Source organism: Arcobacter arenosus (genome assembly GCF_005771535.1).
Taxonomy (GTDB): Bacteria; Campylobacterota; Campylobacteria; order Campylobacterales; family Arcobacteraceae; genus Halarcobacter; species Halarcobacter arenosus.
Genome location: NZ_VANU01000001.1, coordinates 334,646 through 358,966, shown reverse-complemented (window position 1 = coordinate 358,966; position 24,321 = coordinate 334,646). Strand labels below are relative to the sequence as shown.

25 protein-coding genes are annotated in these 24,321 nt (G+C 27.3%); 13 read left to right on the top strand and 12 right to left on the bottom strand.

Annotated features, from left to right (window positions below; translation table 11 throughout):
• The first annotated feature begins 1 nt into the window (after position 1).
• On the top strand, positions 2-3,124 hold the full coding sequence (locus FDK22_RS01865; RefSeq protein ID WP_138151190.1) for an efflux RND transporter permease subunit: 3,123 nt from the start codon (positions 2-4) through the stop codon (positions 3,122-3,124).
• A gap of 8 nt (positions 3,125-3,132) precedes the next feature.
• On the opposite strand, the gene FDK22_RS01860 is transcribed toward FDK22_RS01865, so the two are convergent.
• Entirely contained in the window at positions 3,133-3,447 is a 315-nt protein-coding gene (locus FDK22_RS01860; RefSeq protein WP_138151188.1) for a hypothetical protein, read from the bottom strand.
• A gap of 43 nt (positions 3,448-3,490) precedes the next feature.
• Here FDK22_RS01860 and FDK22_RS01855 point away from each other — a divergent pair, with 43 nt between their 5' ends.
• Positions 3,491-3,910, top strand: a complete 420-nt coding sequence (locus FDK22_RS01855) for a secondary thiamine-phosphate synthase enzyme YjbQ (RefSeq protein WP_138151186.1) — start codon at positions 3,491-3,493, stop codon at positions 3,908-3,910.
• Between the two features lie 40 nt (positions 3,911-3,950).
• Here the strand turns inward: FDK22_RS01855 and FDK22_RS15635 are convergent, their stop codons facing one another.
• From FDK22_RS15635 to FDK22_RS01845, 3 genes are read right to left on the bottom strand one after another with little or no spacing between them, the layout of a single operon-like run.
• On the bottom strand, positions 3,951-4,088 hold the full coding sequence (locus FDK22_RS15635) for a hypothetical protein (protein ID WP_171012891.1): 138 nt from the start codon (positions 4,086-4,088) through the stop codon (positions 3,951-3,953).
• A gap of 2 nt (positions 4,089-4,090) precedes the next feature.
• Positions 4,091-4,741, bottom strand: a complete 651-nt coding sequence (locus FDK22_RS01850; protein ID WP_138151184.1) for a class I SAM-dependent methyltransferase — start codon at positions 4,739-4,741, stop codon at positions 4,091-4,093.
• 4 nt (positions 4,742-4,745) lie between these two features.
• Positions 4,746-4,964, bottom strand: coding sequence for a cold-shock protein (locus tag FDK22_RS01845; protein ID WP_138151182.1), 219 nt, complete (start codon positions 4,962-4,964; stop codon positions 4,746-4,748).
• 356 nt (positions 4,965-5,320) lie between these two features.
• Here FDK22_RS01845 and FDK22_RS01840 point away from each other — a divergent pair, with 356 nt between their 5' ends.
• Positions 5,321-6,430, top strand: a complete 1,110-nt coding sequence (locus FDK22_RS01840; RefSeq protein WP_138151180.1) for a methyltransferase domain-containing protein — start codon at positions 5,321-5,323, stop codon at positions 6,428-6,430.
• Between the two features lie 24 nt (positions 6,431-6,454).
• Here the strand turns inward: FDK22_RS01840 and FDK22_RS01835 are convergent, their stop codons facing one another.
• Both FDK22_RS01835 and FDK22_RS01830 read right to left on the bottom strand, forming a co-directional pair.
• Entirely contained in the window at positions 6,455-7,072 is a 618-nt protein-coding gene (locus tag FDK22_RS01835; protein WP_171012890.1) for a Crp/Fnr family transcriptional regulator, read from the bottom strand.
• Positions 7,073-7,140: 68 nt separating this feature from the next.
• Positions 7,141-7,761, bottom strand: coding sequence for a c-type cytochrome (locus FDK22_RS01830; protein WP_138151176.1), 621 nt, complete (start codon positions 7,759-7,761; stop codon positions 7,141-7,143).
• Between the two features lie 118 nt (positions 7,762-7,879).
• Between FDK22_RS01830 and FDK22_RS01825 the strand changes: the two genes are divergently transcribed.
• Both FDK22_RS01825 and FDK22_RS01820 read left to right on the top strand, forming a co-directional pair.
• Positions 7,880-9,139 (top strand): cytochrome-c peroxidase, encoded by a 1,260-nt coding sequence (locus FDK22_RS01825; RefSeq protein WP_138151173.1) that lies wholly within the window; start codon positions 7,880-7,882, stop codon positions 9,137-9,139.
• 8 nt (positions 9,140-9,147) lie between these two features.
• Complete coding sequence (locus tag FDK22_RS01820) at positions 9,148-9,726, top strand: transglutaminase-like domain-containing protein (protein ID WP_138151171.1); 579 nt, start codon at positions 9,148-9,150, stop codon at positions 9,724-9,726.
• A gap of 28 nt (positions 9,727-9,754) precedes the next feature.
• On the opposite strand, the gene FDK22_RS01815 is transcribed toward FDK22_RS01820, so the two are convergent.
• Complete coding sequence (locus FDK22_RS01815) at positions 9,755-10,051, bottom strand: DUF4242 domain-containing protein (RefSeq protein WP_138151169.1); 297 nt, start codon at positions 10,049-10,051, stop codon at positions 9,755-9,757.
• Between the two features lie 158 nt (positions 10,052-10,209).
• Here FDK22_RS01815 and FDK22_RS01810 point away from each other — a divergent pair, with 158 nt between their 5' ends.
• Together FDK22_RS01810 and FDK22_RS01805 are read left to right on the top strand one after the other, a co-directional pair.
• Complete coding sequence (locus FDK22_RS01810; protein ID WP_212744967.1) at positions 10,210-10,800, top strand: TetR/AcrR family transcriptional regulator; 591 nt, start codon at positions 10,210-10,212, stop codon at positions 10,798-10,800.
• 47 nt (positions 10,801-10,847) lie between these two features.
• Positions 10,848-11,408, top strand: a complete 561-nt coding sequence (locus FDK22_RS01805) for an NAD(P)H-dependent oxidoreductase (RefSeq protein ID WP_138151165.1) — start codon at positions 10,848-10,850, stop codon at positions 11,406-11,408.
• An 8-nt stretch (positions 11,409-11,416) separates the two neighbouring features.
• On the opposite strand, the gene FDK22_RS01800 is transcribed toward FDK22_RS01805, so the two are convergent.
• Together FDK22_RS01800 and FDK22_RS01795 are read right to left on the bottom strand one after the other, a co-directional pair.
• The gene (locus tag FDK22_RS01800) at positions 11,417-13,405 is read right to left on the bottom strand and encodes a hypothetical protein (RefSeq protein WP_138151163.1); all 1,989 of its coding nucleotides are present in this window, start codon (positions 13,403-13,405) and stop codon (positions 11,417-11,419) included.
• Positions 13,406-13,408: 3 nt separating this feature from the next.
• Entirely contained in the window at positions 13,409-14,296 is an 888-nt protein-coding gene (locus FDK22_RS01795) for a DMT family transporter (protein WP_138151161.1), read from the bottom strand.
• A gap of 168 nt (positions 14,297-14,464) precedes the next feature.
• On the opposite strand from FDK22_RS01795, the gene FDK22_RS01790 reads away from it, so the two are divergent.
• From FDK22_RS01790 to FDK22_RS01770, 5 genes are all read left to right on the top strand, one after another.
• Positions 14,465-14,953 carry a hypothetical protein gene (locus FDK22_RS01790; protein ID WP_138151159.1) on the top strand — a complete coding sequence of 163 codons (489 nt, stop codon included), beginning with the start codon at positions 14,465-14,467 and terminating at the stop codon, positions 14,951-14,953.
• A gap of 72 nt (positions 14,954-15,025) precedes the next feature.
• Positions 15,026-15,628 carry an RraA family protein gene (locus FDK22_RS01785; RefSeq protein WP_138151157.1) on the top strand — a complete coding sequence of 201 codons (603 nt, stop codon included), beginning with the start codon at positions 15,026-15,028 and terminating at the stop codon, positions 15,626-15,628.
• A gap of 102 nt (positions 15,629-15,730) precedes the next feature.
• A complete protein-coding gene (gene nhaA, locus FDK22_RS01780) occupies positions 15,731-17,077 on the top strand; it encodes a Na+/H+ antiporter NhaA (protein WP_138151155.1) in 1,347 nt (448 codons plus the stop codon).
• Positions 17,067-17,747, top strand: coding sequence for a response regulator transcription factor (locus tag FDK22_RS01775; RefSeq protein WP_228711612.1), 681 nt, complete (start codon positions 17,067-17,069; stop codon positions 17,745-17,747). The genes nhaA and FDK22_RS01775 overlap by 11 nt, the downstream gene beginning before the upstream one ends.
• The gene (locus FDK22_RS01770; RefSeq protein WP_138151151.1) at positions 17,737-19,119 is read left to right on the top strand and encodes an ATP-binding protein; all 1,383 of its coding nucleotides are present in this window, start codon (positions 17,737-17,739) and stop codon (positions 19,117-19,119) included. Before FDK22_RS01775 ends, FDK22_RS01770 begins: the two co-directional genes overlap by 11 nt.
• A gap of 191 nt (positions 19,120-19,310) precedes the next feature.
• On the opposite strand, the gene malQ is transcribed toward FDK22_RS01770, so the two are convergent.
• Genes malQ through FDK22_RS01755 form a run of 3 tightly spaced genes read right to left on the bottom strand, consistent with a single transcriptional unit; the run spans position 19,311 to position 21,887 of the window.
• Positions 19,311-20,780 (bottom strand): 4-alpha-glucanotransferase, encoded by a 1,470-nt coding sequence (gene malQ / locus FDK22_RS01765; RefSeq protein WP_138151149.1) that lies wholly within the window; start codon positions 20,778-20,780, stop codon positions 19,311-19,313.
• 36 nt (positions 20,781-20,816) lie between these two features.
• A complete protein-coding gene (locus FDK22_RS01760) occupies positions 20,817-21,458 on the bottom strand; it encodes a DsbA family protein (RefSeq protein WP_138151147.1) in 642 nt (213 codons plus the stop codon).
• Between the two features lie 12 nt (positions 21,459-21,470).
• Entirely contained in the window at positions 21,471-21,887 is a 417-nt protein-coding gene (locus FDK22_RS01755) for a disulfide oxidoreductase (protein ID WP_138151145.1), read from the bottom strand.
• A gap of 347 nt (positions 21,888-22,234) precedes the next feature.
• Here FDK22_RS01755 and FDK22_RS01750 point away from each other — a divergent pair, with 347 nt between their 5' ends.
• Complete coding sequence (locus FDK22_RS01750; RefSeq protein WP_138151143.1) at positions 22,235-24,319, top strand: PAS domain S-box protein; 2,085 nt, start codon at positions 22,235-22,237, stop codon at positions 24,317-24,319.
• Positions 24,320-24,321: the final 2 nt, after the last annotated feature.

Below are 24,321 nucleotides of genomic sequence, written 5' to 3'. Positions count from 1 at the left end.
TATGTTTTCAAAGTTTTTTATTAATAGACCAATTTTCGCAACAGTTGTGTCTATTATAATTATTCTTGCAGGTTTAATATCTATAAATATTTTACCTGTAAAAGAGTACCCAGCTGTTACTCCACCACAAATTAATGTGAGTGCAACTTATCCAGGAGCTGATGCAAGTACACTTTCAAGTACTGTTGCTCCAGTTTTAGAGAATGCTATTAATGGTGTAGATAATATGACATATATGTCTACAACTGCTTCTCCAAGTGGTGTTTTAAGTATGAGTATTATATTTGCAGTTGGTACTGATGTTGACCAAGCAAAAGTTGATGTAAACAATAGAGTTCAATTAGCACTTAGCTCACTTCCTAGTGAAGTGCAAAGACAGGGTATCTCTGTTGCTGAAAGATCTCCTGATATGTTAAAAGTTTTAGCATTTACATCTAAAGAATCAGTTCACGACACAACATGGATTTCAAATTATTTAACTGTAAATGTATTAGATGATATTAAAAGAATTAAAGGTATTGGTGAAGCTAGAGTATTTGGTTCTAAAGATTATGCTATTAGAGTATTAATCGACCCAGAAAAATTAAAGTTTTATGATATAAGTCCAGCAGAAGTTAGATCAATTATTTCTGAGCAAAATAATCAATACTCAACAGGTAGTGTTGGAGCTGCACCAATTGAAAATGTAACTCCTTTTACTTATTCTGTTTCAACAGAAGGGCGACTTAAAAATGTTGCAGAGTTTAAAGAGATAATTGTTAGATCAAATGCTGATGGTTCAACACTTAAGTTAAAAGATATTGCAAAAGTTGAGTTAGGTTCAGATTCAACATATACAAATGGTAAATATTCTGGTGAACCTATGATTCCAGTTGGTATTTTCTTAGCTCCTGGTGCAAATGCTCTTGAAGTTTCTGCAGCACTAACTGAAACTTTAAATGAAATCTCTGCAAATTTTCCAGAAGATTTAGAATATCAAGTTCCCTATGATGCAACACTTTTTGTTGACCAATCAATTAAAGAGGTTGTTAAAACATTACTTGAAGCAATTGTATTTGTAATTATTTTAATTTATTTATTCTTAGGTAATTTTAGAGCAACGATTATTCCAGTTCTTGCTATTCCTGTTTCAGTTATTGGTACTTTTGCAGGACTTTATGCAGCAGGGTTTTCTATTAACCTACTTACACTATTTGGTATGATTCTAGCCATTGGTTTGGTTGTTGATGATGCCATTATTGTAATTGAAAATGTTGAAAGAAACTTAAGAACTAAAAATGATATTTCTGTAAAAGATGCAACTATTGATGCGATGAAAGAGTTAACTACTCCACTTGTAGCAATTATTCTTGTTTTATCTGCTGTATTTATCCCTGCAGCACTTACTGGTGGATTTAGTGGGGTTATGTATAAACAGTTTGCCATAACTATTGTAATGGCCGTAGTTATTTCAGGACTTGTTGCCTTGACTTTAACTCCTGCATTATGTGCAATATTTTTGCGAAAACATGAACCAGAACCAATTTGGCCTATTAGAAAATTCAATGAGTTTTTTGATTGGTCTACGAAGATATTTATTGGTATTACAAAACAAACTATTAGATTATGGTTCTTCTCATTGGCATTGTTTGGTATTTTATTATATGCAACATATTCAATTATGCAAAAAACACCAGGGGGACTTGTACCAACTGAAGATAAAGGTGTTTTAATGGTATTTGCTTATGCTATGCCTTCAACCTCTTTAGGTGAAACTGCAAAAATAACAGATGGTATTGAACAGCAATTATTAGCTGATAAAGAGATTATTTCAACTGGTAATATAACAGGACTTGATATTGCAACATTTGCTTATAAAACAGATGCAGCACTTATGTTTGCAAGATTAAAACCATGGGATGAAAGACCCTTACCAAATCAAAATTCTCAAGCAATTGCAGGAAGATTGATGGGGCAATTTATGGCTACAAGTAAAGAAGCCTTTGTATTGCCTGTAAATCCACCTCCAATCATGGGTATGAGTACAACTGGTGGTTTTGAAATGTGGATTCAAGATAGAACAGGTGGAGACTTAGCAACACTAAATAAATTTACACAAGATATTATTGCAAAAGCAAGTGCAGATCCTAGGTTAACTGGTGTTAGAACAACATTAAATACAAATGTTCCAAAGTATATGCTAAATATTGATAAAGATAAAGCAAAAGCTATGAATGTATCTTTTGATTCTATTTTTAGTGTTATTCAGAACACTTATGGTCAAGGTTATATCAATGACTTCAATCTATATGGCAGAACATTCCATGTAAATATTCAGTCTGAATCACAATATAGAGCAACAAAAGAACAATTTAAAAATACTTTTGTTAAATCTGCAACAAATAATTATGTTCCATTAAGTGAATTAATTACCCTTGATAGAACTGTAAACGCAAGTGTTATTCAAAGATTTAATATGTTTAATGCAGCAAAAGTAACAGGATCTCCAGCATTTGGATTTGCATCAAGTGATGCAACTAGTGCAATTGAAGAGATAGCAAGTGAAATTTTACCTGAAGGTTATACTATTGCTTGGTCAGGTACAACATATCAAGAGAAAAAATTAGAAACTGAAGGTGATTTAACAGCAGTTTATGCAGCTGTATTTGTATTCTTAATTCTAGCTGCACTTTATGAGAGTTGGAGTATTCCACTTGCAGTTATTATCTCTATCCCTTTCGCAATTTTTGGTGCGGCATTAGCTGTAATGTTAAGGGGATTAGAAGCAGATATTTATTTCCAAGTAGGACTTATTACTCTTGTTGGATTAAGTGCTAAAAATGCAATTTTGATTGTAGAGTTTGCAATGGATAAATTGAAATCAGGTATGAGTTTATTTGATGCGACAATTGAAGCCTCAAGACTTAGATTTAGACCTATTGTAATGACATCACTAGCATTTATAGTTGGTACTTTACCACTTGCTTTAAGTAGTGGTGCAGGTAGTGCAAGTAGACATATTATTGGTACGACTGTTGTTGGTGGTATGATTGCTGCAGTTGTAATTGGAGTTTTATTTATTCCATTATTCTTCTTTGGAGTACTTAAAATTAAAGAAAAACTTAGTTTTAAAAAAGATAAATAGGGTTTTCCCTATTTATTTTGAAAGCCTTGGTAATTAAATCCTGTTGAACTATCACCAGATTCTTTCTTTTTTTCTTGTTTTTTTGATGGGACATTTTCAATCCCTTTAAAGGTGTCAAACCATTTTAACTCTTCTGGGGCATCTGCTTCAAATTTTGATTTTTTGGGTGATTTAAAATCCATTTTTCCTGATGAAAAATTTACTTTTGTAAACCCTATATAGATAAAGATAATAATTGCAACACCTACTAATATTTTAAACAAAATATCTAAAAATAGTCTTGCCTGAGTTTTTTTCTTTTGAATTTTTTCATTTTTTGCCATAAAATAATTATACTAAAAAATTTAACTTTTGTTATAATAAACAATGAAAAGTTTACAAAAAGAGTTTAATCTAAGAAAAAAAAATCGAGGTTTTCATCTAATCACAGATGAAATACTTTTAAATCTTCCAGAAATAAAAGATTTTGAAATAGGAACATTAAATCTATTTATAAAACATACAAGTGCAAGTTTGACTATAAATGAAAACTGTGACCCAACAGTTAGAAGTGATATGGAAAATTTTATAAATGATGTTGTCTCAAATAAATCATACTTTAAACATACCTATGAGGGTGATGATGATATGCCTGCACATATAAAATCTTCACTGTTTGGAGTAAGTTTAACAATTCCAATTACAAATGGGCAACTTAATATGGGAACTTGGCAAGGGATTTATTTAGGTGAACATAGAGATTTTGGTGGTAGTAGAAAGATTGTTTCTACTATTATTGGAAAATAATTGGAAAATAAAGACCACTTTTGAAAAGTTTGGTCTAATTTTACAACACCATATTTATAAGCTTTGATGCTTCTTTCATAGTTAATCCAGATTTTGAGCAAGCATCTTCAATCTTTTCTCTTTTATTTAGTAGTTTTAGAAAAACTATATATTTATATTCCATAGTTAGTATGGTCAATTTTATCCTTTATTGTATTTGTGAATAGATCCTTTAAATACTAAATCAGAGTATTTTAATGTATCTATCTTTTCATATTTAAACCCAAACTTTATCATCTCTTTTTTAAATTTTGAATGATTGCCTCTGCTTGGGTCAACTATTATTACTTCACATGTTTTATTTGCATATTGGTTAATAAAATGAGAAAGTGTTTCTCCATGATTTTGTTGGTAAAGTAAATCGCTTCCGATTATTAAATCAAATTTTCCAATATTATTTAAAACTTTGTCTTCCCAATTTAATCTATAAAAAGGAATCTCTTTATCGTTGTTTAAATCTGAGTTTCTTAAAAGAAAAGCTTTTACTTCAGGGTGATAGTCTGTTGCAGTAATATCTTGTTGTAAATGATTTAAAAGTAAACTACTTAAACCAATACCACAACCAACCTCAAGAATTCTTTTTGCGCCTGTGTCTAATTGATAAATATAGTTAGCTAAAATATAACTTGATGGCCATAAGACTCCAAATAAAGCCCAAGTTGCAGAATTGATTCCTAAGTCTTGAGCTTCATTGTTTTTATCATGAAATTGTTGGGTGTCTTTAAGTGTTTTTAAATGTATATCTACATTGTCAAATACTATTGTTTGATACTTATATCGTATATTAGACAAATAATTATCGAGTTTCTACACTCGTTGCATGTTCACCTTTTTGGTTTACACCAATATTAAAAGCAACTTTTTGTCCATCTGTAAGTGAAGATTTTCCATAACCTCTGTTATTAATTTCAGTATGGTGTACGAATATATCTTTGCTATTATCTTCTAATTGGATAAATCCAAAACCTTTATCATTATTGAACCATTTTACAGTTCCATTGTATCTATTTGACATAGAAATCCTTTTGTATGTATTTACTTCATAGTTGAAGTTTTAGTAAAGTTTAAACCAGATTTTAAATATTTTGAGAGATAAGTGTCAACGTAGATGTTAATAAAAAGCAAACAATGTAAATAAGACTAAATTTTCTTTAAGTTCTGACATAATAACTGAAATAAATAAAAATAGCAAGGGCACTTAAATTTTATTTATATATCTTCTATGATAATTGATAATTGATTAAACAATATACAACAAAATCTACCAAGTAACTATTAAAAAGATATACTCTTTAAAGAGCTTATTTTTATCTTTTTTGACTTAAAACTTAACTAATATTTTCTGCAGCTCAATCCTTAGGAGCTGCATGAATGGAAACACAATTCAATATTAAATATGCTTTAAAAAAAGCAAATGCATTTCAAAAATCTGGTTTATTAACTCTAGCAATAGAAAAATATAAATATATATTAAAAAAAGATGATTCAAGTTTTGAAGCTTATTTTAAATTAGGTGATTGTTTTAGGATAAATAAAGACTATAACAATGCGCTTATGTATTTAAAAAAAGCGACTAAAATAAATAATAAGTGTTATATATGCCATTTCAAAATGTCACAAATCTATGAAAAACTTTCTAAATATGAATTTTCGCTTTTCCATTTAGAAAAAGTGACAAAAATTTGTCCTGACTTTTATGATGCATTGTATTCAATAGCGCAATGTTATAGAAAAATGAAGAATGAAAACAAAATGACAGAGTTTCTTAACAAAACAATAGAAAAAATTCCTGAACATCCAGGTGCAAATCATTTATTGGCCTCTTTGAATAAAGAAACAAATAGTGATTATTCATCTGAGTATGCAAGAGATCTTTTTGATAGGTATGCAGATTATTTTGAAGAGCATTTAGTAAATTCATTAAAGTATAAAGTTCCAAATATTATAAAAGAAAAATTAAAACCTTTAAACCTATCAAATAATTCAAAAGTTTTAGATCTTGGGTGTGGAACAGGACTAATGGGGAAAACTATTGTTGATATTTTCCCGAATTTAGTTGGTGTTGATATATCTTCAAAAATGATAAATGAAACTAGAAAAAAAGAGATTTATAACAAACTTTATACTAATGATATCAATGATTTTCTTTTTAAGAATTTAGATTATTTTGATTTAATTATTGCTGCTGATGTTTTTATTTATTTAGGAGAACTAGAAAATATTTTTACTTGTGTAAAAAAATCTTTAAATAAAAATGGTTACTTCATCTTTACTACCGAGATTCTTAATAACGTAAACAAAGAAAATTATCAATTAGCTAAAACAGGTAGGTTTTCCCATAGTATTAAATATATTGAGTCTTTAATTAAAAAGTCTGAGTTTGAGCTAATAAATAAAGAAGAGATAATTTTACGAGAAGAAAATAAAATTGGTCAAAAAGGTATAGTTTTTACATTAAAATCTATTTCTTACTTTAAATAATAAAATAGAATTTAATAATCTACTTTAAGTTAGTGCTATAACACCACGTCCCAATTTTATATATCCTTGGTGTTCAAGTTTTTTAAGATTTCTACTAACTGTTTCTCTTGTTACTCCAATAATAGAAGCAATTTTATCATGGGTGATTTTTATTGTGTCTCTACCTTGAACATATAGCCAATTCAATAATCTTTGTTCAATTGTAGTAAATTTAACATCTGTAATGAGTGCTATAAGTGAGTTTAATCTTTTACCAAAAATATCCATTTTAAATTCACGAAAAGACGGTGAAGTATTAATAAGCCATAAGACTGTATCTTTTGGAAGTAACCATCCCTCAATTGGGGTAATAGTTTGTGCTGTTGCAAGGGTTTTAGATGAACTTATTGTACTAAATAAATTTACAATACATTGGCTACCACTATTTAATTCATAAAGTGTCATCTCCTCAACACCTATTTCCTTGGGCTGAATATAAACTTTTACTGTTCCACTTTTTAAAAATAATACATCGTTACAAATATCTCCTGCATAATATAATATTTGCTCACTTGGTATCATAATAGTTTTTGCATCTTGAATTACTTTTTTTTCTTCTTCCTTGCTTAAACCATCAAAACAGTGATAATCTAAAAGTTCCATATGTATCCTTTTTTTCATTATAATTGTTACACAAAGCTTTTTATAGCATTATTAATTTATTACCATTTTTATTTTAATTCTCCTAAACTTCTAATATACATTGCAATAGATTTCATTTGAACTGTTGTTAATCTGCCTTTAAAACTAGGCATTGTTCCAATAACACCTTTTTTACCATTAAGTAATACAGTTATAACTAAATCATCTGTATAACTTTTAATATTTGGTGCTATATAATTAATACCTTCTCCATTTTCTCCATGGCATGAGGCACATTTATCCCATATTTTTGGTTTTGTCTCTTTTAATCCTTTTGAGACATATTGAGCCACTTCATCTGTATTACTCGCATTAATGAGATGTGAAGGCATCCCTGAAGGATATAAGCTTATAAAATTGTTTGCACCATTTTTGATTGCATAACTAACTGATTTTTTTGATATTCTTTTTGTATGATTATGGGCTTTTTCATTATTCCCTTTTCCATCTTGACCATGACATGAAGTACAATAAACCATATAAAGATTTTTTCCAGTTTTAAGTATTTGTGTCTCAGCAGTTTTCTTCTGTAGTATTTCTATTTTTTCTTTAGGATATTTATTAAAATACATTAAGTTAACTACTGTATATACTTTTGTTATTAATAATGTAACGATTATAGTAACTCCACTTATAATTATATATTTCATCTATTTCTCCTTTTATCTCTATTTGAAACTATATCTACTAATAAAATTTTTTTATGTGATGCTAATCACAAACCAAAAGAGATTTTTTGATTAAGATTAGTTAAAAAAAGGAGTATTTATGAAATTATTATTAATGGTGTTGATTGTCATAAATTTATATGGAGATGAGTATTTTGAATTGGTTTTAAAAGCTTATAAAAATGGTTTAAGACCAGCACCAAGTAATCTTAAATCATTATTGTATGAATTAAAATTGGAACAAGCTGATATATCAAAACAGAAAGTTTTACTTGGTAAGAAACTTTTTTTCGAAAAAGAATTATCAAAAAGTAGAGATATAAGTTGCGCTTCTTGTCACAGTTTTAGTAAGGGTGGAGCCGATTCTATTCCCACAGCAATAGGATATAAAGGTTTAAAAAACCCTTTTCATTTAAATACACCAACTGTTTTAAATACAGCTTTTTCCAAACGTTTATTTTGGGATGGAAGAGAAAAAACTTTAAAAGAACAGGCAAAAGGTCCTTTGCAAGCTCCATTTGAAATGGCAATAACACCTAAATTGGCTGTTCAACGAATAAAAGAAAAAGTACCTTATCAACAACTTTTTAAAAATGCATTTGGAAGTGAAGAAATAACTTTTGATAAGATTGCAAAAGCAATATCAATTTATGAAAAAACCTTGCTTACAAAGAGTCGATATGATAATTTTTTAACTGGTGACAAAAATGCATTAAGTAAAAATGAAAAAGAGGGCTTATCTTTATTTATTACAAAAGGATGTGCAGGCTGTCACAATGGTATAGCCCTTGGAGGACAAGAGTTAAGAAAATTTCCTTTAACATATCATACTATATGGAGTTTATCTACGCCAAACCATATCGAACAGATTAAGAAAAACTATTTTGATACATTATCCTTGTTAAATAATATGAATATTTACACAGATAAACAGAAAATAGAGTATCTAAAATCTTCAATGGGTAGTAAGAATTATAAATTAATTAATGAAGGTTTTTTTAATCATGTCAAAGAAGAAGAGAAATCAAAGATTCTCACTTCCTCGGCATGTACGTCTTGCCATTTAAGTAATTCAACTGAACTAAAAAGAGATTTATCTACAAAAATATCATTTCCCTTTGAGAATAAAGGAGGTTTTTTAGGTTTAAGAAGTAAAGAAAAGTATTTTAGAGTTCCTTTATTACGAAATATTGTTCAAACAAAACCATATTTTCATAATGGCAGTGTAGATAAGCTTGAAGAGGTTATTAAAATTATGGGTATTCATCAAACTAGAAATAATTTAAGTAATAATGAGATAAATAAGATTATTTCATTTTTAAAATCAGTTGATGGTACAATAGTAGAATATATAAAATAGGAACAATTATGCAAGAATTTTTAAATGAAACAGAGATAATTGATTATTCTGATATAGGTATAAAAAAACTTGCTTTTCAATTATCCAAAGGCTTATCTAAACATGAAATAGTAAAAAAATCTTTCGAATATGTTAGAGATGAAATTAGACATAGTGGTGATCATAAAGATAATCAAACTACATTAAAAGCAAGTGACGTATTGAAATATAAAACTGGATGGTGTTATTCTAAATCACACCTTTTAGCTGCAATTTTAAGAGCTAATAATATTCCATGTGCATTAGTTTACCAACGATTAAAATTGAACGATGATGGAAGTGGAGATAAATTCTGTTTACATGGCTTAAATGCTGTTTATTTTGAAGAATATGGATGGTTTAGAATTGATGCAAGAGGAAATAAAAAAGGTGTTAATGCACAATTTGATTTTCCTACTGAGAAATTGGCATTTCAAATTAGATTTAAAGGTGAACTTGATATTCCAAAATTATATGCTTCGCCAGTTGGTGAAGTTGTAAAAGTTTTAAGTAGCTACAAAAGTTATAAAGATGTTATCAATAATTTGCCAGATACACTTGTAATGTAAAATGGCATTACAAGTGTAGATGAGGTGATTAGTTTAACAAAGCCAAGTCAGCTGGACTTATTGTATTCACTTCTGTAATACTTTCAAATGGCAGTCCTACTTTATCATGAACTCTTTTTACCGCTTGGGCATTAGAAGCCATATTAAGACAGAATGCTTTTCCATCTTCAAAACCTACGTGAATTCGAAGAGATATAACACCTTCTTGTGCACATGCCTCTTCATACTTTTTATAAAAACTTTCCATTTGTGCAGGTGTGATGCCAGCTGGAAAAGTTTCACTATTTTTATCATGTGTATCTATGAAAAACTTTAGTTGATCCATTGTAGTTCCTTTTTTTATTTAATAATTAGTTTTAGATGTACATCAGAATAATTGTAGAAAAAAATAAGTATTTAATCTGTGATTGAAATCACAATAGAAAGTTAACCCTTGACTTTTGTACTAAGTTGTGCCATAATTCTACTATGACAAATAAATCAATGAAAAATAGTATCGGTAGACCAAAAACTTTTGAGAAAGAAGATGTAATCAAGTTAGCTATGAATCACTTTTGGGAACATGGTTACGAAGGAACAAATCTAGATGATTTATTAGTTGCAATGGGGATTAAAAAAAGTAGCTTTTATAGAACTTTTAAATCTAAAGAAGAGGTGTTTTTTCTTTCACTTGAACTTTATAAAAAAGAAACTTTTTTACTTTTAGAGCAGTTGAAATCCCAAATAGGAGTAAAAGAGACTTTAGTCTATATTATAAAGTGTGATATTGAAGAATCAAAGGAATTAGGCAGATTAAAAGGTTGTTTACTTATTGATTGTGGTAAAGAATCTTATAAAAAGTTTGGAATTATAAGTAATTATATAAAGAAAGAGATGAATAGTTTTGTTGAATTTTTTACAGAGTTTGTAGAAGAGGGTCAAAAAAATGGCAATATTAAAAACAAACTTGATTCAAAACTATTAGCTGTAAGATATCTAACTTTGTATACAGGTATTATCTCTTCCTTACAAGCAGGAATTGATTTTAATGTTGTAGATGATCTATTAATTTTTGTGGAAGAATTAATGGATTAATTTTTTTTGTTTAATTTTGTACCAAGTAGTACCATAAAGGAAAAATTATGAAAAATGTTTTAGTTATTGTTGCTAACCCAAAAGAAGACAGTTTATCATTTGCCATAGCAAATAGGGTAAAAAAAGTAAATGAAGATATTAAAAATAGTGTTGAGATACTTGATTTATATAAAGATGAAAAAAGACAAGATTTTTTTATATATGAAGAAAATGCCTTTCATTTTGAACCAACAAAGGAGATGTTATATTATCAAGAAAAGATAAAAAAGGCTGATGAGATAGTAATAGTCTTTCCTTATTGGTGGGGAAGTATGCCTGCAATATTAAAGAATTTTTTTGACTGGAATCTTTCTGCTGGATTTGCATACACATATGAAAAAGGGACTCCTAAAGGGCTCTTAAAAGGGAAAGATGTAAAAGTATATACTACAACAGGGGCTCCTAAGTTTTTTTATTTTTTAAATGGAGCAAATAGAAGACTTAAAAAAATGTTTAAAGATCAAATCATAGAATTTTGTGCTATGAATTTAAAAGAATTTAATATTTTTGGTGGAATTGATAGTGGCTTTAAAGGTGCGCAAAAAATTCTTGATAGTATAAAGGCTTAGAAATTTAATCAATCTAGATAATCAAATAGATTAGAAGGAGCCTTTTCTTTAAAAGGAGAAATTAATTTATAGGCTTCTTTTATATACCAATCATAGTTTAGATTTTTAAAACTAAAATCTTTCCTATCATTGCATATATTAACTAGAAAACCAACATTTATACCTATGATTCTCTCTTCATTATCGTTTTTTAAAGGTGGTAAGGTTTTTTTTAAGGCTTTCCCATTAGTAGAGATATAGTATCTTATGGTATTTTGTAAATTTTCATATTCTTTTTTTGTTGTAGAATTTTCTTCTAAAACAAGTTTAATACCCCTTGATGCTTTATAATTTAACATAAAATCAAAGGGGTCATTATGATTTAAAATAGTTTCTTCAATAGGAATATTTTTTATCAAATATGCTTCAACTGCTTTTTGAACCACTAAACTTGAATGGTTTTGATGCCATTCAAGGCTATCTTTATATGCTCCAATTTTTTTAACACCACCATCTTTTTTTAGGGCAATATAATTGTTTACATCTCTAATCCAAATTTTTTCATAAAAATTTTCTTCTAAACCCATACCTGTAATATCTTCCCACTCTTTTAAGATACTAAAGAAAAGCTCTTTATCTTTTTTGGGCACCTTTAAAGTTAAACCATCTGTATTTGCTTGAATTAAAAGTATTGAATCAATTTTAAGTTTTAGCATCTCAGAAAGTAAACAAAGCATCAATTGACCATTTAATGTAATAGTTATAGTCATTTTATAATCATAAAATGGGCTAAACTTATTGTTTGTATCTCCATATCCTGCTGAGTTTAATGCAAGTTTTAACATCTTATTTTGAGGCTGTGACTTATCATATGAAAACCTAAGTTTTCTAATCTCATCATAAATATCTGCAAATTCATCACCAAGGTGCTCAGGATAAAGTCTATTTCTTACAACAATACTTGGATAATAACTTGCTACATCAACATCGATTATTTCAAATTCATCATCACTTTGTAAAAAGCAGCTTTCTAAGCTCCCATGCAATCCACCTGTTCCTATATCAACTCTAAAGTTATCAAAAAGCACATGTAAACTTGAGGCTTTACCATTTTTATTTATATGAATATAGTTTGCTAATTCTCCTAGATTTTCTTTTGGAATGTTTGAAAAAACTGTTGACATATCATTTGTATATTGTTTTTTTAAATATTCAACTAAAGCTTTTAATTGGGGAGTTTGAAACTTAATATAGGGAAATATAATTTGTGAAAAATCAAGATAATTTCTTATTGTTTGTCTAGGTTTACCATCTTTATAGCAAATATCCTTTCCTAGTTTATCTTCAAGCTTCCTAATAAAGTATCTTTTACCTATTTTTGTATCACTGTAGTTCATCATATTTTCATTAAATTCTAAACTTAGTTTTTCTCTAAAATTTATTGCATCCTTTGAATGAATAAAAAATTTAGTAGTGGCTTTTACATCATGAATATTATATTCTATAAGAGTATTGAAATTTTTATTTTGAAGTTTTGTTCCAGGGGGAAATGGTAAGTCTTCAATATTTTCCATTCTCATGTTTATTTCTAACATTTTTAAACTAACCATAGTAGCTCTATAATCGAAATTATGAACTTTCATTAAGTCTACTTGATTTAATATTATACTTTTTTTATCTTCTATGTAGTTTTTATTTTCTTTTATTAATTTATTGGCGTAATTATAAATCTCAAAAGTAATTTTTTCTTCAGCATTTTTTTCTTTCTCTAGATTTTGAAAGTTTGAGTTAAAAATAAATTGTAAAATAGGGTAGTCAAAATTTAGATTGTTATATCCAACTAAGGCTTTATCATTTTTATTTATCCAAAGAAGAGTTTGCAATAGTTTATTTAAGTCATTTTTTCTAGAGCTTATTTCAAATACTCTTATTTCTTCACTTTGAATATTTTGAATAACACAAGTGAATATATTTGGATAAGTTTCTAAATCATATGAATAATATTTGTTTTCAGTCAATATCTATCTCTTTTTTCTTTTTATACTACTTATTAATCCTGAAATTATAACAAGAAATAAACCTACAAAATATATTGATAAAATTGGTTCATCAAAGAATATTATCAGAAAAAATGCTGATAAAATAGGTGTTGTAAATATAAAAGGTGCTACCTTTGAAGCATCAAAAGTTTTTAAAGCTTTTACCCAAAACAAATATGAAACGCCATTTAAAAATGCACCATTGATTAAAATACTTATCCAATCTTTAGCAGATGGTAAAGTAAATTCAGAGAAAGATTGAACACTAATTATTGAGTAGATTATGGCAGAAAAAAAGTAAATCATAACTGCATTAGTAGCATTAACTTTTACAATTTTACTTAATACTGAAAATAGCGCAAAAGCAATCGCCCCAAGCATCACAATTAATAAAACATCAATTTGCCCAAAGTCTAAACTTGAAAAATCACCTTTTGTAATAACTAAGCTAACTCCTAAAAAACCTAATATTACAGATAGAAGCTTTTTCTTTGTAAACTCCTCTTTTAATATAATTAAAGATAAAAAAACAATAAAAATAGGCCACATATATTGTATAACTAAAACCTCTAATCCATTTGCATGTTTATATCCAAAGTACAAAAGTAAATAGTAAAAAAAGTCTAAAAATCCTAGGGCAAATAGAACTAAAACAATTTTTTTAGAGTAGAAAAAAATCTCTTTTAAGTTTTTTTCATATAGTGAAACTGCAAAAATTGAAAGAAAAGAGATAATAGATGAATAAAAAAGATACTGGTGGTGGTCTAAACCAGTTTGTGCAAATTTTGCAACAGTTGGTATCAATGACCAAAGAAGAATACACAAAGCAATATAAATAACACCGATAGTTGATTCACTGAGATTTTTCATTAAACATCCTAAAATAAAGCGTAATTGTATCAATTATTTGTTTATGTTCTAAAAATTAATATATAAGTTAAATGAAAAACTATCTAATAATTTTTATTTTTAATTAAATAGAAGTAGGATAAATTAAAATTGAAGGACTGATATTGCTCACTTAAAGAGGAGATTATTATGCTTTCTTTATTATATTTACATCTTATTGCTTCTTTAATAATTTTTTTAAATCTATTGATTTTTAGTAGAAATGAATCAAATGATTTAGGTACAAAATATTTTTTAGTTAATTATATTTATCATAAACATAAAAATTTAAGTTGTTTTATCATCTCTTTTCCTTATATAATCATCTTAATCTATTTTCTTTTAGAGAATGTGATTTTAATTGGAACTTTTTTTATATCAGTTTTATATACATATTTTTTATATGAAATTATTTCTAAAAAAAATATAAATAAAAGGGAAGCATATATTGCCTGGTATAAACAAAACGTACAACATAGCCTTTCTATGCATTCTTATGATGTATTAAAAAAAGATTATAGGTTTTTAAATGAAAGAATAAGTAAGGTTTTTTTATTTAAATTTGAGCTTATCTTTTTTGTTTGTTTGGTAATTGAAAGTGAAGTTGTTTATGAAGTTCTTACTTTATTTACAAAATAAAATTAGTGAATACTTAATTGTGAAATTTTAAAACTAATTAGTATAATACTTTTTAAATGTTAAGGAGTATTAATGGATTATGAAAAATATGCAGAGTTTTCCCCTTGTGATTATGCTGGACCTTTAAAAAGAGAAAGTTTTATGGATGCAGGAATTAAAGAGTTATGGCCTAGAATTCCAAGAATTAGTGGACCAGCTTTTACTGTAGAAATGGTTGGTGGTGAAAATTTAAGTTTACACCGAGCAATTTATGAAGCTCCTGAGGGTTCAATTATTGTTGCACAATCAAATACTATGGATTATGCAGTCATAGGTGGAAATGTAGCTTTAATTGCTAAAAAAAGAGGAATTAGAGGTTTTATTATAGATGGTTTAGTTCGAGATATTGGTGAGATAAGAGAGAATAAAGTGCCAATATTTGCAAGAGGTGTAATACCAATGCCAGGTGGTAAAAAAAATGCAGTTCCCGTAAATATCCCTATTATAGCTGGAGGAATATCTGTCAATCCTGGGGATATTATTGTTGCTGATGAAGAAGGGGTTGTGGTTATTCCCAAAGATAATGCTGAAGAGATTTATTATCAAACTAAAACAAATGTAGAAAAAGAAAAAGCAACAAGTTTTGAACAATGGGCAGCTAATCATAAAGAAAAAATCGATTCTTTTTATAGTTAAATGTCAAGAAACTGTCAATAAATAATGTATGAAACTATTTACAAATAAAAAGTATAATTTGACAATTTGAAATAAAATTTACAATTTTTGTGGGAGATAAAAATGAAACTTTATGCACCTTGGGAAAAAGCCTTTAAAAAAGTATCTACACCTTTTGAAGAGTTTTTGCATGCCCAAACTACAACAGGACTAATTTTAATACTAATGACTGTTTTAGCATTATTATTAGCAAATTCACCTTTATATGAAACATATTCACATTTTTTTCATATGTATATAGATTTAAATGTTGGCTCATGGAAATTATCTCATAGTTTACATCACTGGATAAATGATGGTCTAATGGCGATATTCTTCTTTTTAATAGGCTTAGAGATAAAAAGAGAGATAACAGCTGGTGAGTTATCAAATATAAAAGTTGCCATGCTTCCAATTTTAGCAGCTATTGGGGGAATGGTTTTTCCTGCTATTATTTATACGAGTTTAAATTATGGAACAGCAGGCGCAGGTGGTTGGGGTATTCCTATGGCTACAGATATTGCTTTTGCTATTAGTGCTTTAGTATTACTTGGAAAAAGGGTTCCAACTGCACTTGTAACTTTTTTAGTAGCTTTAGCTATTGTGGATGATTTAGGGGCAGTTATTGTTATTGCTTTATTTTATACTGACACAATTAATTTAATGCCACTTGGTTTAGCAGGATTAATGTTTTTAGTTATGATTACATTTAATAGATTTGGTATTCATATGATTTTACCATATTTTGTTGTTGGATTATTTATGTGGTTTTTTATGCTTGAGTCAGGAGTTCATGCTACAATTGCAGGGGTTTTAGCTGCTTTAGCAATCCCTTCAACTCCAAAAAGAATTCCTTCAACTTTTGCGAAGGATACAAGAAAACTTTTAGATGAGTATGAAGAATATCCTGTAAATGAAACCCTTGAATTACATGAAAAACAAAAAAAGATATTAACAAATATTCAAGATAAAATTGATGAGGTAGGAACACCTGCTGCAAGATTAGAACATGGACTTCATTTACCAGTTGCTTTATTAGTTATACCTATCTTTGCTTTAGCAAATGCAGGTATTAAAATCGATTTTTCTTCAATAGGTGAAACAATTTTAGAACCAGTTTCTTTAGGAATAATTGGTGGTCTTATTCTTGGAAAAGTTATAGGAATTTTTGGAGTTTCATGGCTTGCAGTAAAAATGAAAATTGCTCAACTTCCAAAAGGAAGTAGTTTTAGTCAAGTATTTGGAGTAGCCTTTTTAGGTGGTATTGGTTTTACAATGTCTATATTTGTTGCAGATTTAGCATTTATAGGAAATGAAGATTTGATTTTTCAAGCTAAAATAGGAATCCTAACGGCTTCATTGTTTTCAGGTTTATTTGGATATTTTTGGTTAAAATCAGTTTCTAAATATGAGGAAACTAGTGAAAAATAAAAACGTTTTATTAATTGAAGATAATACTGAGTTACAAAATCTTATAAGTACTTTTTTAAAGTCTTATAATTACGATTGTTTTGTATATTCACAACCTTTAGAAGCATTAGAAGAGTTTAAAAAGGAAAGTTCAAAATATTGTATTGTTATTTTGGATTTAGGACTTCCTGGAATGGATGGCTTTGATTTATTTAAAAAACTAAAAGAGATAAAAAATATACCAATTATCATCTCAACAGCAAGGGATGATATTGGTAATAAAATTCATGGGTTTGAACTTGGTGCGGATGATTATTTATCTAAGCCATACGAACCTAGAGAATTAGTTCTTAGAATTGATGCAACTTTAAAAAGATATACAGATGATGATAAAATAAAAATCAATGAGCTTTTTATTGATTTAGATAAAAAAACAGTTTTTTTAGATGACCATCAAATAGAGTTTACAAAAATTGAATCTGAAATCTTTTTTATGTTTATAAATAATATAAATAAAGTTGTATCAAGGGAAGATATCTTAAATCAAACTAGTTTAAAAAAAGATACAAAGAATAGAACAATAGATATGCATGTAAGTAATATTCGATTTAAAATAAATGATGACTCTAAAGATGCAAAATATATAAAATCAGTTTGGGGAATAGGGTATAAATTTATAGATGACAATTAGACAAAAACTTACAATATCTTTTTTTCTTATCTTACTTATTACAATCTTTATAATTGGCGTATTTTTTTATTCTATCTACAACTTAAATGAAGTTCATATGGCTCAAAAACATAGATACGATCAAATTAGACGGGTTGAGCGTTTAAAAGAATATAATCACTCTTTTTCATGGATTGTCCTTGATATTATCACAGATTATGAGAAAATAGATATTGTGAAAAAAAGACTTAATAAAGCGGATGAACTTTTTGAAAGTTTGTTGTTAAAAAAAGAGATTACAATTGAAAACTCGGAGTCATTAGCGGAAAAAGAAAATCTAAAGTTATTGTTTTTACACTTTGAAAATTTATATAAATCAATAAGAGATGAACTCTATACAATTGTCTTAACTAAAAAAAATGAAGAAGATTTTAAAAATTTTAGTGAAAAGTTTGATATTCTAAGTAACAAAGCAGAAAAACTACTTATTGATGAGATTAGTTATTTACAAAATGAATTAGATAAAACAGAAAAAGATAGAAATGAATTTATAAATACAATCAAATTAGAGATCGTAGTTTTACTTTTTATAGCTTTTTTACTCTCTTTTATTATTTCAACAAAAATTATGAATGATATTAAAGTGATGCTTGATAAGTTAAATAAAGGGGTTCTTCAACTTTTTAGGGATGATGAAAACTCTATTAAAATTGATCTTGGTAAAAATAATGAACTAAGTGAAATCACTAATAATCTAAATTCATACCTTGAAAAACAAGATGATATTATTCATTCAAGAGAAGAGCTTTTAAGAAATATTAGTCATGAATTAAAAACTCCAATAACAAAGGGTAAGTTTTTATTAGAAAACTTTAAAGATAAACTTGAAAAAGATGAACTAACTAGTGTAAACAGTGTATTTGTTGATATTGAAGAGCTTACAAGTAAACTTCTTCAAAGAGAAAAACTTAATTTTGTAACCTTAAATATTGAAGAGTTTAAAGTTACAAGTTTAATTTTAGAATCTTTATCAAAACTTTCCATTGATGATGAATCTAAAATCTTTTTAGATGTGGATAATGATTTTAAAATAAAAGGGGATAAATACTATTTAACTATTGTTTTAAAGAATTTAATTGATAATGCAATGAAATATGCAAAAAGGTATCCTATTTCAATAAGAACTTCACATAATAAAATAGAGGTGGAAAATATTGGTGAAAAGTTAGCCAATGATTTGATTTATTATACTAAACCTTTTACAAGGGACCCAAATCAACAAGTAGGTCATGGTCTGGGGCTAAATATAGTAAATAAAATTATAAAAATGCATAATTTTAAATTAGATTATATCCACAAAGACTCTTCAAATATCTTTTCAATTCAATTTTAAGATTTTGTCAATAAATTGTAAAGAGTTATTGCATTTCTAAATTGACACAATATTTGTATAATTTATTTAAATAAGTATCAAAGGATAAATTATGAAAATGGTAAGAAACTTAATTTTATTTGTTGCAATCTCTTTTGCAGCTATCGGGTTTATAAGTACAAGTTTTTAGTCTTCTTCAAAAAGGGAAAAGTTTATATCTTTTCCCTTTTTATTTTTATCATATCCTCATTTAGTTCATCCATATTCATTCTGTAAGTCCAATTTCCTTGCGCAACACCTGGTATATTCATTCTATAGTTTTCATCATGTAATAAAATATCTTGTATTGATATAATAGAAATCTTTGATTTAGTCTCTATTAAAGTATTAATAAGGGCATTTTCAAACTCATCCATAGAGTTGATATTTAAAGCTGATAATATTCTATTTATTTCCTCTTTATCATCTCTATTTAAAATCTCATTTTTCCAACCAATTAAAGTATTATTATCATGGGTTCCAATATATGAAATAGAGTTTTCTTCACAGTTTTTAGGCAAATATGGATTGTTTTCATTTCCATCATAGGCAAAGGCTAAGATTTTCATTCCAGGAAGTTTATACTTATCCCTTAGGGCAATTACTTCAGGTGTAATCTCTCCTAAGTCTTCAGCAATGATTGGTAAATCTTCGCCAAGTTCTTCTTTTAGCTTTTGAAATAATTCATCCCCATAACATTTTTCCCACCAACCATTAATTGCTGTTTCATCATCTTTAGGGATTACCCAAAAACTTTCAAGTCCTCTAAAGTGATCAATTCTAACTAAATCAAATAGTTCTAAACTATATTTAATCCTTTGAATCCACCATGAAAGTACATTTGTTTTATTGTTTTCCCAATCATAAACAGGATTCCCCCACGCTTGACCATCTTCACTAAAATAATCAGGTGGTACACCAGCTTTTAGTTTTGGTTGCATATCTGAATCTAAAAGAAAAATATCTTGGTCTCCCCAAACATCAGAGCTATTTTTAGATACATAAATTGGAAGATCCCCAAATATTTTTACCCCTTTGCTATTAGCATAGTTTTTTAGTTTCATATATTGTTTGAAAAATATATACTGGGTAAATTTATGATAGTTTAATTCATTTTCTTCTTCTAATAACTCTTTTATTATAGGATTACAAAGCTCTTTTTTTGCAATATCTGTTGGCCAATTGTAAAAAAGTTTTTCATTAAGTTTTTCTTGCAGACTTAAAAATAAGGCATAATCTTCTAACCAAAATTTGTTTTTTTCTGTAAAGTTTTGAAAATCTTCATCTAAGGTTGTTTTTGTAAATATTTTTCTTAAAAGTGATTTTTTATATTCTAAACTCTCTTCACTTTCAAAACTAGTATCATCTTTTCTTTTTAGATTATCTAGTTCCTCTTTTGAAATAAGATTATTTTCAAGGAACTCCTCAAAATCAATAAAAGATAAGTTTCCTGCAAATGAGCAAACCGAAGAGTATGGTGAATGGTCTTTTTCAGTTGGATTGATTGGTAAAATTTGCCAAATATTTATATTGTTTTTTGAAAGGATATCAATAAATCGATAACTTTCACGCCCTAATGTTCCAATATCATAATCATTTGGTAATGATGAGATGTGTGCTAAAATTCCAATTTGTTTTTTCATATAATACCTTTGATGGTATTATATGATTTTTTTGTTTTATAATTCTGATTCTATTAGTTCTTTTAGTGGTTCAAAGCCAAAATTTTGTAAAGGTTTACCATTTACAATATATCCAGGTGTCTTATTAACCCCTAATTTTTCAGCATCTGCTAAGTCTTGTTTTATTATTTCATCACCTTTTGAACTATTCATAAATTCGCTAAGTTTTTCCATATCTAAATCTTTTACATTTGGAAGTAAACTCCAAAGTACATTAGCTTGAACTTCATGATGTTTAATCCATTGTCTTTGAGTTGCAAACATAAACTCTAATGTTTCCATAAATTTACCTTGCTCTCTTGCACCTTCAAGCATTTTTACAGCATAATGGGAATTTTTATGAAATGGTGCATATCTAAGTACTAATTTAATATCCCCTTTATATTTTGTTAATAAGGTTTTTGTTAGATGGTGAAATTGTGCACAAGTTCCACACGCTGGGTCAAAGAATTCAACTAATTGAACCTTTGCATCTTCTTTCCCAATTACATATGAGTATGGCCTTTGAAACAATAAAGCTTGCTCTTTTGCTAAAGCTACACTCTCTTCCGACTGAGCATTTTTATAAAAGTATGCTCCTCCAAAAAAAGCAATTATTAAAATTGCTATTGAAATAAAAACTATATTTTTATTTTGCATATATTCTCCAAGTTATTTTTTCATTGATATTAGTAATATAAATATTGCTAAATAAGATACCATAGATAAAAATGGAATAGTTATAAAACCAAGCCAGTTTATATATTCTGTTGAACAAGGTACTCCATTAGCACAAGGAACAGCAGACTCTGGAATTATACCAAACATTAAAAGGTTATGGTAAATAGAGATAAGTAAACCTATAAAAACCAAAGTAAAAGCGTATTTAAATACTTTGTCATCTGGGTATAATAAATTGATTAAAAAAATAAAAACAAGTGGGTACATAAAAATTCTTTGATACCAACACATATTGCAAGGAATAAACTGCATTACTTCACTAAAAAATAAACTTCCTAGTGTGGCAGTTGTTGCAATTAAAAAACATAAAAAAATGATTTTTGAATTTACCTTTGTAGTCACGTCCATCTCTAACCTTTTCAAAATAAATGAATGCTCATAATACTGAAAAAATCTAAATAATAAATTAATTTTAAGATGATTAAAAATCCAATAAATAATTATTAATAACTAAGATGGCCTAGTAATAACTTTTTGATATTATAAGTAAATATTATCAAGTATTTTATAATTTAAAATTATCTAATTTTCATTAAAAATGTCACTCAATGGTCACAAATAAGGGAATCTATAAGAAAAATCTTAAATTATGAATATATATTCATTGTTTTAATTTTTTTTAATGTATTATGTCAAAATTAAAATCAAAATTGTAGAAAAAATAAACAAAATAATTTTTTAATGGGGTGTTAAAGATGAAAAAAGCTATTGAATTATTTTTAATTTTTATATTTTTTTCCATTTTATTAGTGGTTACTAATTTTTATGTAAAAGATATTTATTTTAAAGATAGCTTTACAAAAATAGCATTGGATGATGCTTTCAAAAAGATGAGAGGCAAAGAGTTAGAGTTTAAAAAAAATGTTCAACAAGAAACAGAAAATATACTTTTTTCTATAAGAAAGTTTAAATATTTAGATGAATATATAAAAGGGAAAGTTGAAAATAAAGAGATAATAGAGCAACTATTTATTTCCTATTTAAATTCTAAAAAAGCTATTGCTCAAATAAGATACATAAATAAAAATGGCTTTGAAAAAATAAAAGTAAGTAAAACAGAATTTAATTCAAAAGCGTTTGCTGATTCAAAATTAGAAAGAAAATCAAGTAGATACTATTTTAAAGAATCAAAAAATAAACCATATGAAGTTGTTTGGTTTTCTGAATTAGATTTAAAAATGAAAAATTGCAAACCCATATTACCTTACAAACCTATTATAAGAATTATTTTACCAGTTAAAAACGATGCTAGTTTTGCAGGGATATTAGTAATAGATTATTCTATGAGTGAATTTTTAACTAAATTTACTAATACACCTTTTTATGATGTGATTTTAGTAAATAAAAAAGGTGAGACCTTATATCACTATGATAAAACAAAAGCTTGGAGTAAATACAATAGTTCAAACTTTAATATTAAAGAAGAATTTCCTTTATATTATGAAGAAATTTTTAGGGAAGATACTTTTAGAAGTAACTATTTTGTTTCAAAAAAATTAGATGTTGATATTAAATCTGGACTTTATTTAATTCTTCAATTAAAAAAATCCCACTTAGATGCAATTAGTGCTGTAGAATTTAAAAAAGAGATTACAGTTGCGTTAATAACACTATTGTTTTCTTTAATTTTATCTTTTATTATAATTAAAATATTTTATAAATATGTTATTACTATAGATGATTTAAAGATGTTAAACTTTAATTTAAAAAATAAAGAGAAAACTATTAGTGACCATGTAATTTATTCAAGAACAGATTTACACGGTATTATAACTGATGTAAGTGATGCTTTTTGTAAGCTATCTGGTTATACAAGAGATGAGTTAATTGGAAGCTCTCATAATATAGTAAGACATCCTGAAATGCCAAAATCAGTTTTCCAAGATATGTGGGATAAGTTGAAAAATGAAGAAAACTGGCAAGGGGAGATGAAAAACTTAGCAAAAGATGGAAGTTATTATTGGGTAAATGCAATTATAACTCCTGAATACAATATAAATAAAAAACTTATTGGCTTTATATCAATTAGAGAAGATATTAGTAGTAAAAAAGATTTTGAATCTCAACAAAAACTGATGTTAGAGCAATCTAAATTAGCTGCAATGGGTGAAATGATTGGTAATATTGCTCACCAATGGAGACAGCCACTAAGTGTGATTAGTAGTGCCTCAACAAGTGTAATACTAAAAAAAGAGATGAATATAGATGTATCAGATAAAGATTTGATAAAAGACCTATTAATGATTAATGATCAAACTCAATATCTATCAGAAACTATTAATACTTTTAGAGATTTTTTAAAAAATGATAAAGGGATAGAAAATATTGTTTTACAAGATAAAATAAAAGAAGTAAGTAAGATTGTAAGTGGAACTTTACATAGTAAAGGGATTGATTTAATACTAAATATAGATGAGATTAAACCTATTAGTATGAGTTTGATTATTGGAGAGTTACCTCAAGTTATAATAAATATTTTAAATAATGCAAAAGATGCACTTTTAGAAAATAGTGTAAAAAACCCATGGATTAAAGTTGACCTTTTAGAAAAAGAAAAGGATGTAATTATTTCAATAGAAGACAATGCAGGGGGAATTCCTGAAGATATAATTTGTAAAATTTTTGAACCATACTTTACAACAAAAAACCAATCTTTAGGTACAGGATTGGGACTATATATGAGTTATAAGATTATTAATGAAAGTTTAGGTGGAAGTTTATATGTTGAAAATACTGAAAATGGAGCAAAGTTTTTTATAAAATTAAATAAGAATATGTAGTT

Bases quoted from the DNA above. Each gene is read 5' to 3' on its own strand.
- FDK22_RS01795 (WP_138151161.1), bottom strand. From the start codon at position 14,296: ATGAAAAATCTCAGTGAATCAACTATCGGTGTTATTTATATTGCTTTG.
- FDK22_RS01845 (WP_138151182.1), bottom strand. From the start codon at position 4,964: ATGTCAAATAGATACAATGGAACTGTAAAATGGTTCAATAATGATAAA.
- FDK22_RS01770 (WP_138151151.1), top strand. From the start codon at position 17,737: ATGACAATTAGACAAAAACTTACAATATCTTTTTTTCTTATCTTACTT.
- FDK22_RS01855 (WP_138151186.1), top strand. From the start codon at position 3,491: ATGAAAAGTTTACAAAAAGAGTTTAATCTAAGAAAAAAAAATCGAGGT.
- FDK22_RS01835 (WP_171012890.1), bottom strand. From the start codon at position 7,072: ATGGAACTTTTAGATTATCACTGTTTTGATGGTTTAAGCAAGGAAGAA.
- FDK22_RS01860 (WP_138151188.1), bottom strand. From the start codon at position 3,447: ATGGCAAAAAATGAAAAAATTCAAAAGAAAAAAACTCAGGCAAGACTA.
- FDK22_RS01820 (WP_138151171.1), top strand. From the start codon at position 9,148: ATGCAAGAATTTTTAAATGAAACAGAGATAATTGATTATTCTGATATA.
- FDK22_RS01810 (WP_212744967.1), top strand. From the start codon at position 10,210: ATGAAAAATAGTATCGGTAGACCAAAAACTTTTGAGAAAGAAGATGTA.
- FDK22_RS01815 (WP_138151169.1), bottom strand. From the start codon at position 10,051: ATGGATCAACTAAAGTTTTTCATAGATACACATGATAAAAATAGTGAA.
- malQ (WP_138151149.1), bottom strand. From the start codon at position 20,780: ATGAAAAAACAAATTGGAATTTTAGCACACATCTCATCATTACCAAAT.
- nhaA (WP_138151155.1), top strand. From the start codon at position 15,731: ATGAAACTTTATGCACCTTGGGAAAAAGCCTTTAAAAAAGTATCTACA.
- FDK22_RS01825 (WP_138151173.1), top strand. From the start codon at position 7,880: ATGAAATTATTATTAATGGTGTTGATTGTCATAAATTTATATGGAGAT.
- FDK22_RS01785 (WP_138151157.1), top strand. From the start codon at position 15,026: ATGGATTATGAAAAATATGCAGAGTTTTCCCCTTGTGATTATGCTGGA.
- FDK22_RS01760 (WP_138151147.1), bottom strand. From the start codon at position 21,458: ATGCAAAATAAAAATATAGTTTTTATTTCAATAGCAATTTTAATAATT.
- FDK22_RS01790 (WP_138151159.1), top strand. From the start codon at position 14,465: ATGCTTTCTTTATTATATTTACATCTTATTGCTTCTTTAATAATTTTT.
- FDK22_RS01830 (WP_138151176.1), bottom strand. From the start codon at position 7,761: ATGAAATATATAATTATAAGTGGAGTTACTATAATCGTTACATTATTA.
- FDK22_RS01840 (WP_138151180.1), top strand. From the start codon at position 5,321: ATGGAAACACAATTCAATATTAAATATGCTTTAAAAAAAGCAAATGCA.
- FDK22_RS01805 (WP_138151165.1), top strand. From the start codon at position 10,848: ATGAAAAATGTTTTAGTTATTGTTGCTAACCCAAAAGAAGACAGTTTA.
- FDK22_RS01750 (WP_138151143.1), top strand. From the start codon at position 22,235: ATGAAAAAAGCTATTGAATTATTTTTAATTTTTATATTTTTTTCCATT.
- FDK22_RS01865 (WP_138151190.1), top strand. From the start codon at position 2: ATGTTTTCAAAGTTTTTTATTAATAGACCAATTTTCGCAACAGTTGTG.
- FDK22_RS01755 (WP_138151145.1), bottom strand. From the start codon at position 21,887: ATGGACGTGACTACAAAGGTAAATTCAAAAATCATTTTTTTATGTTTT.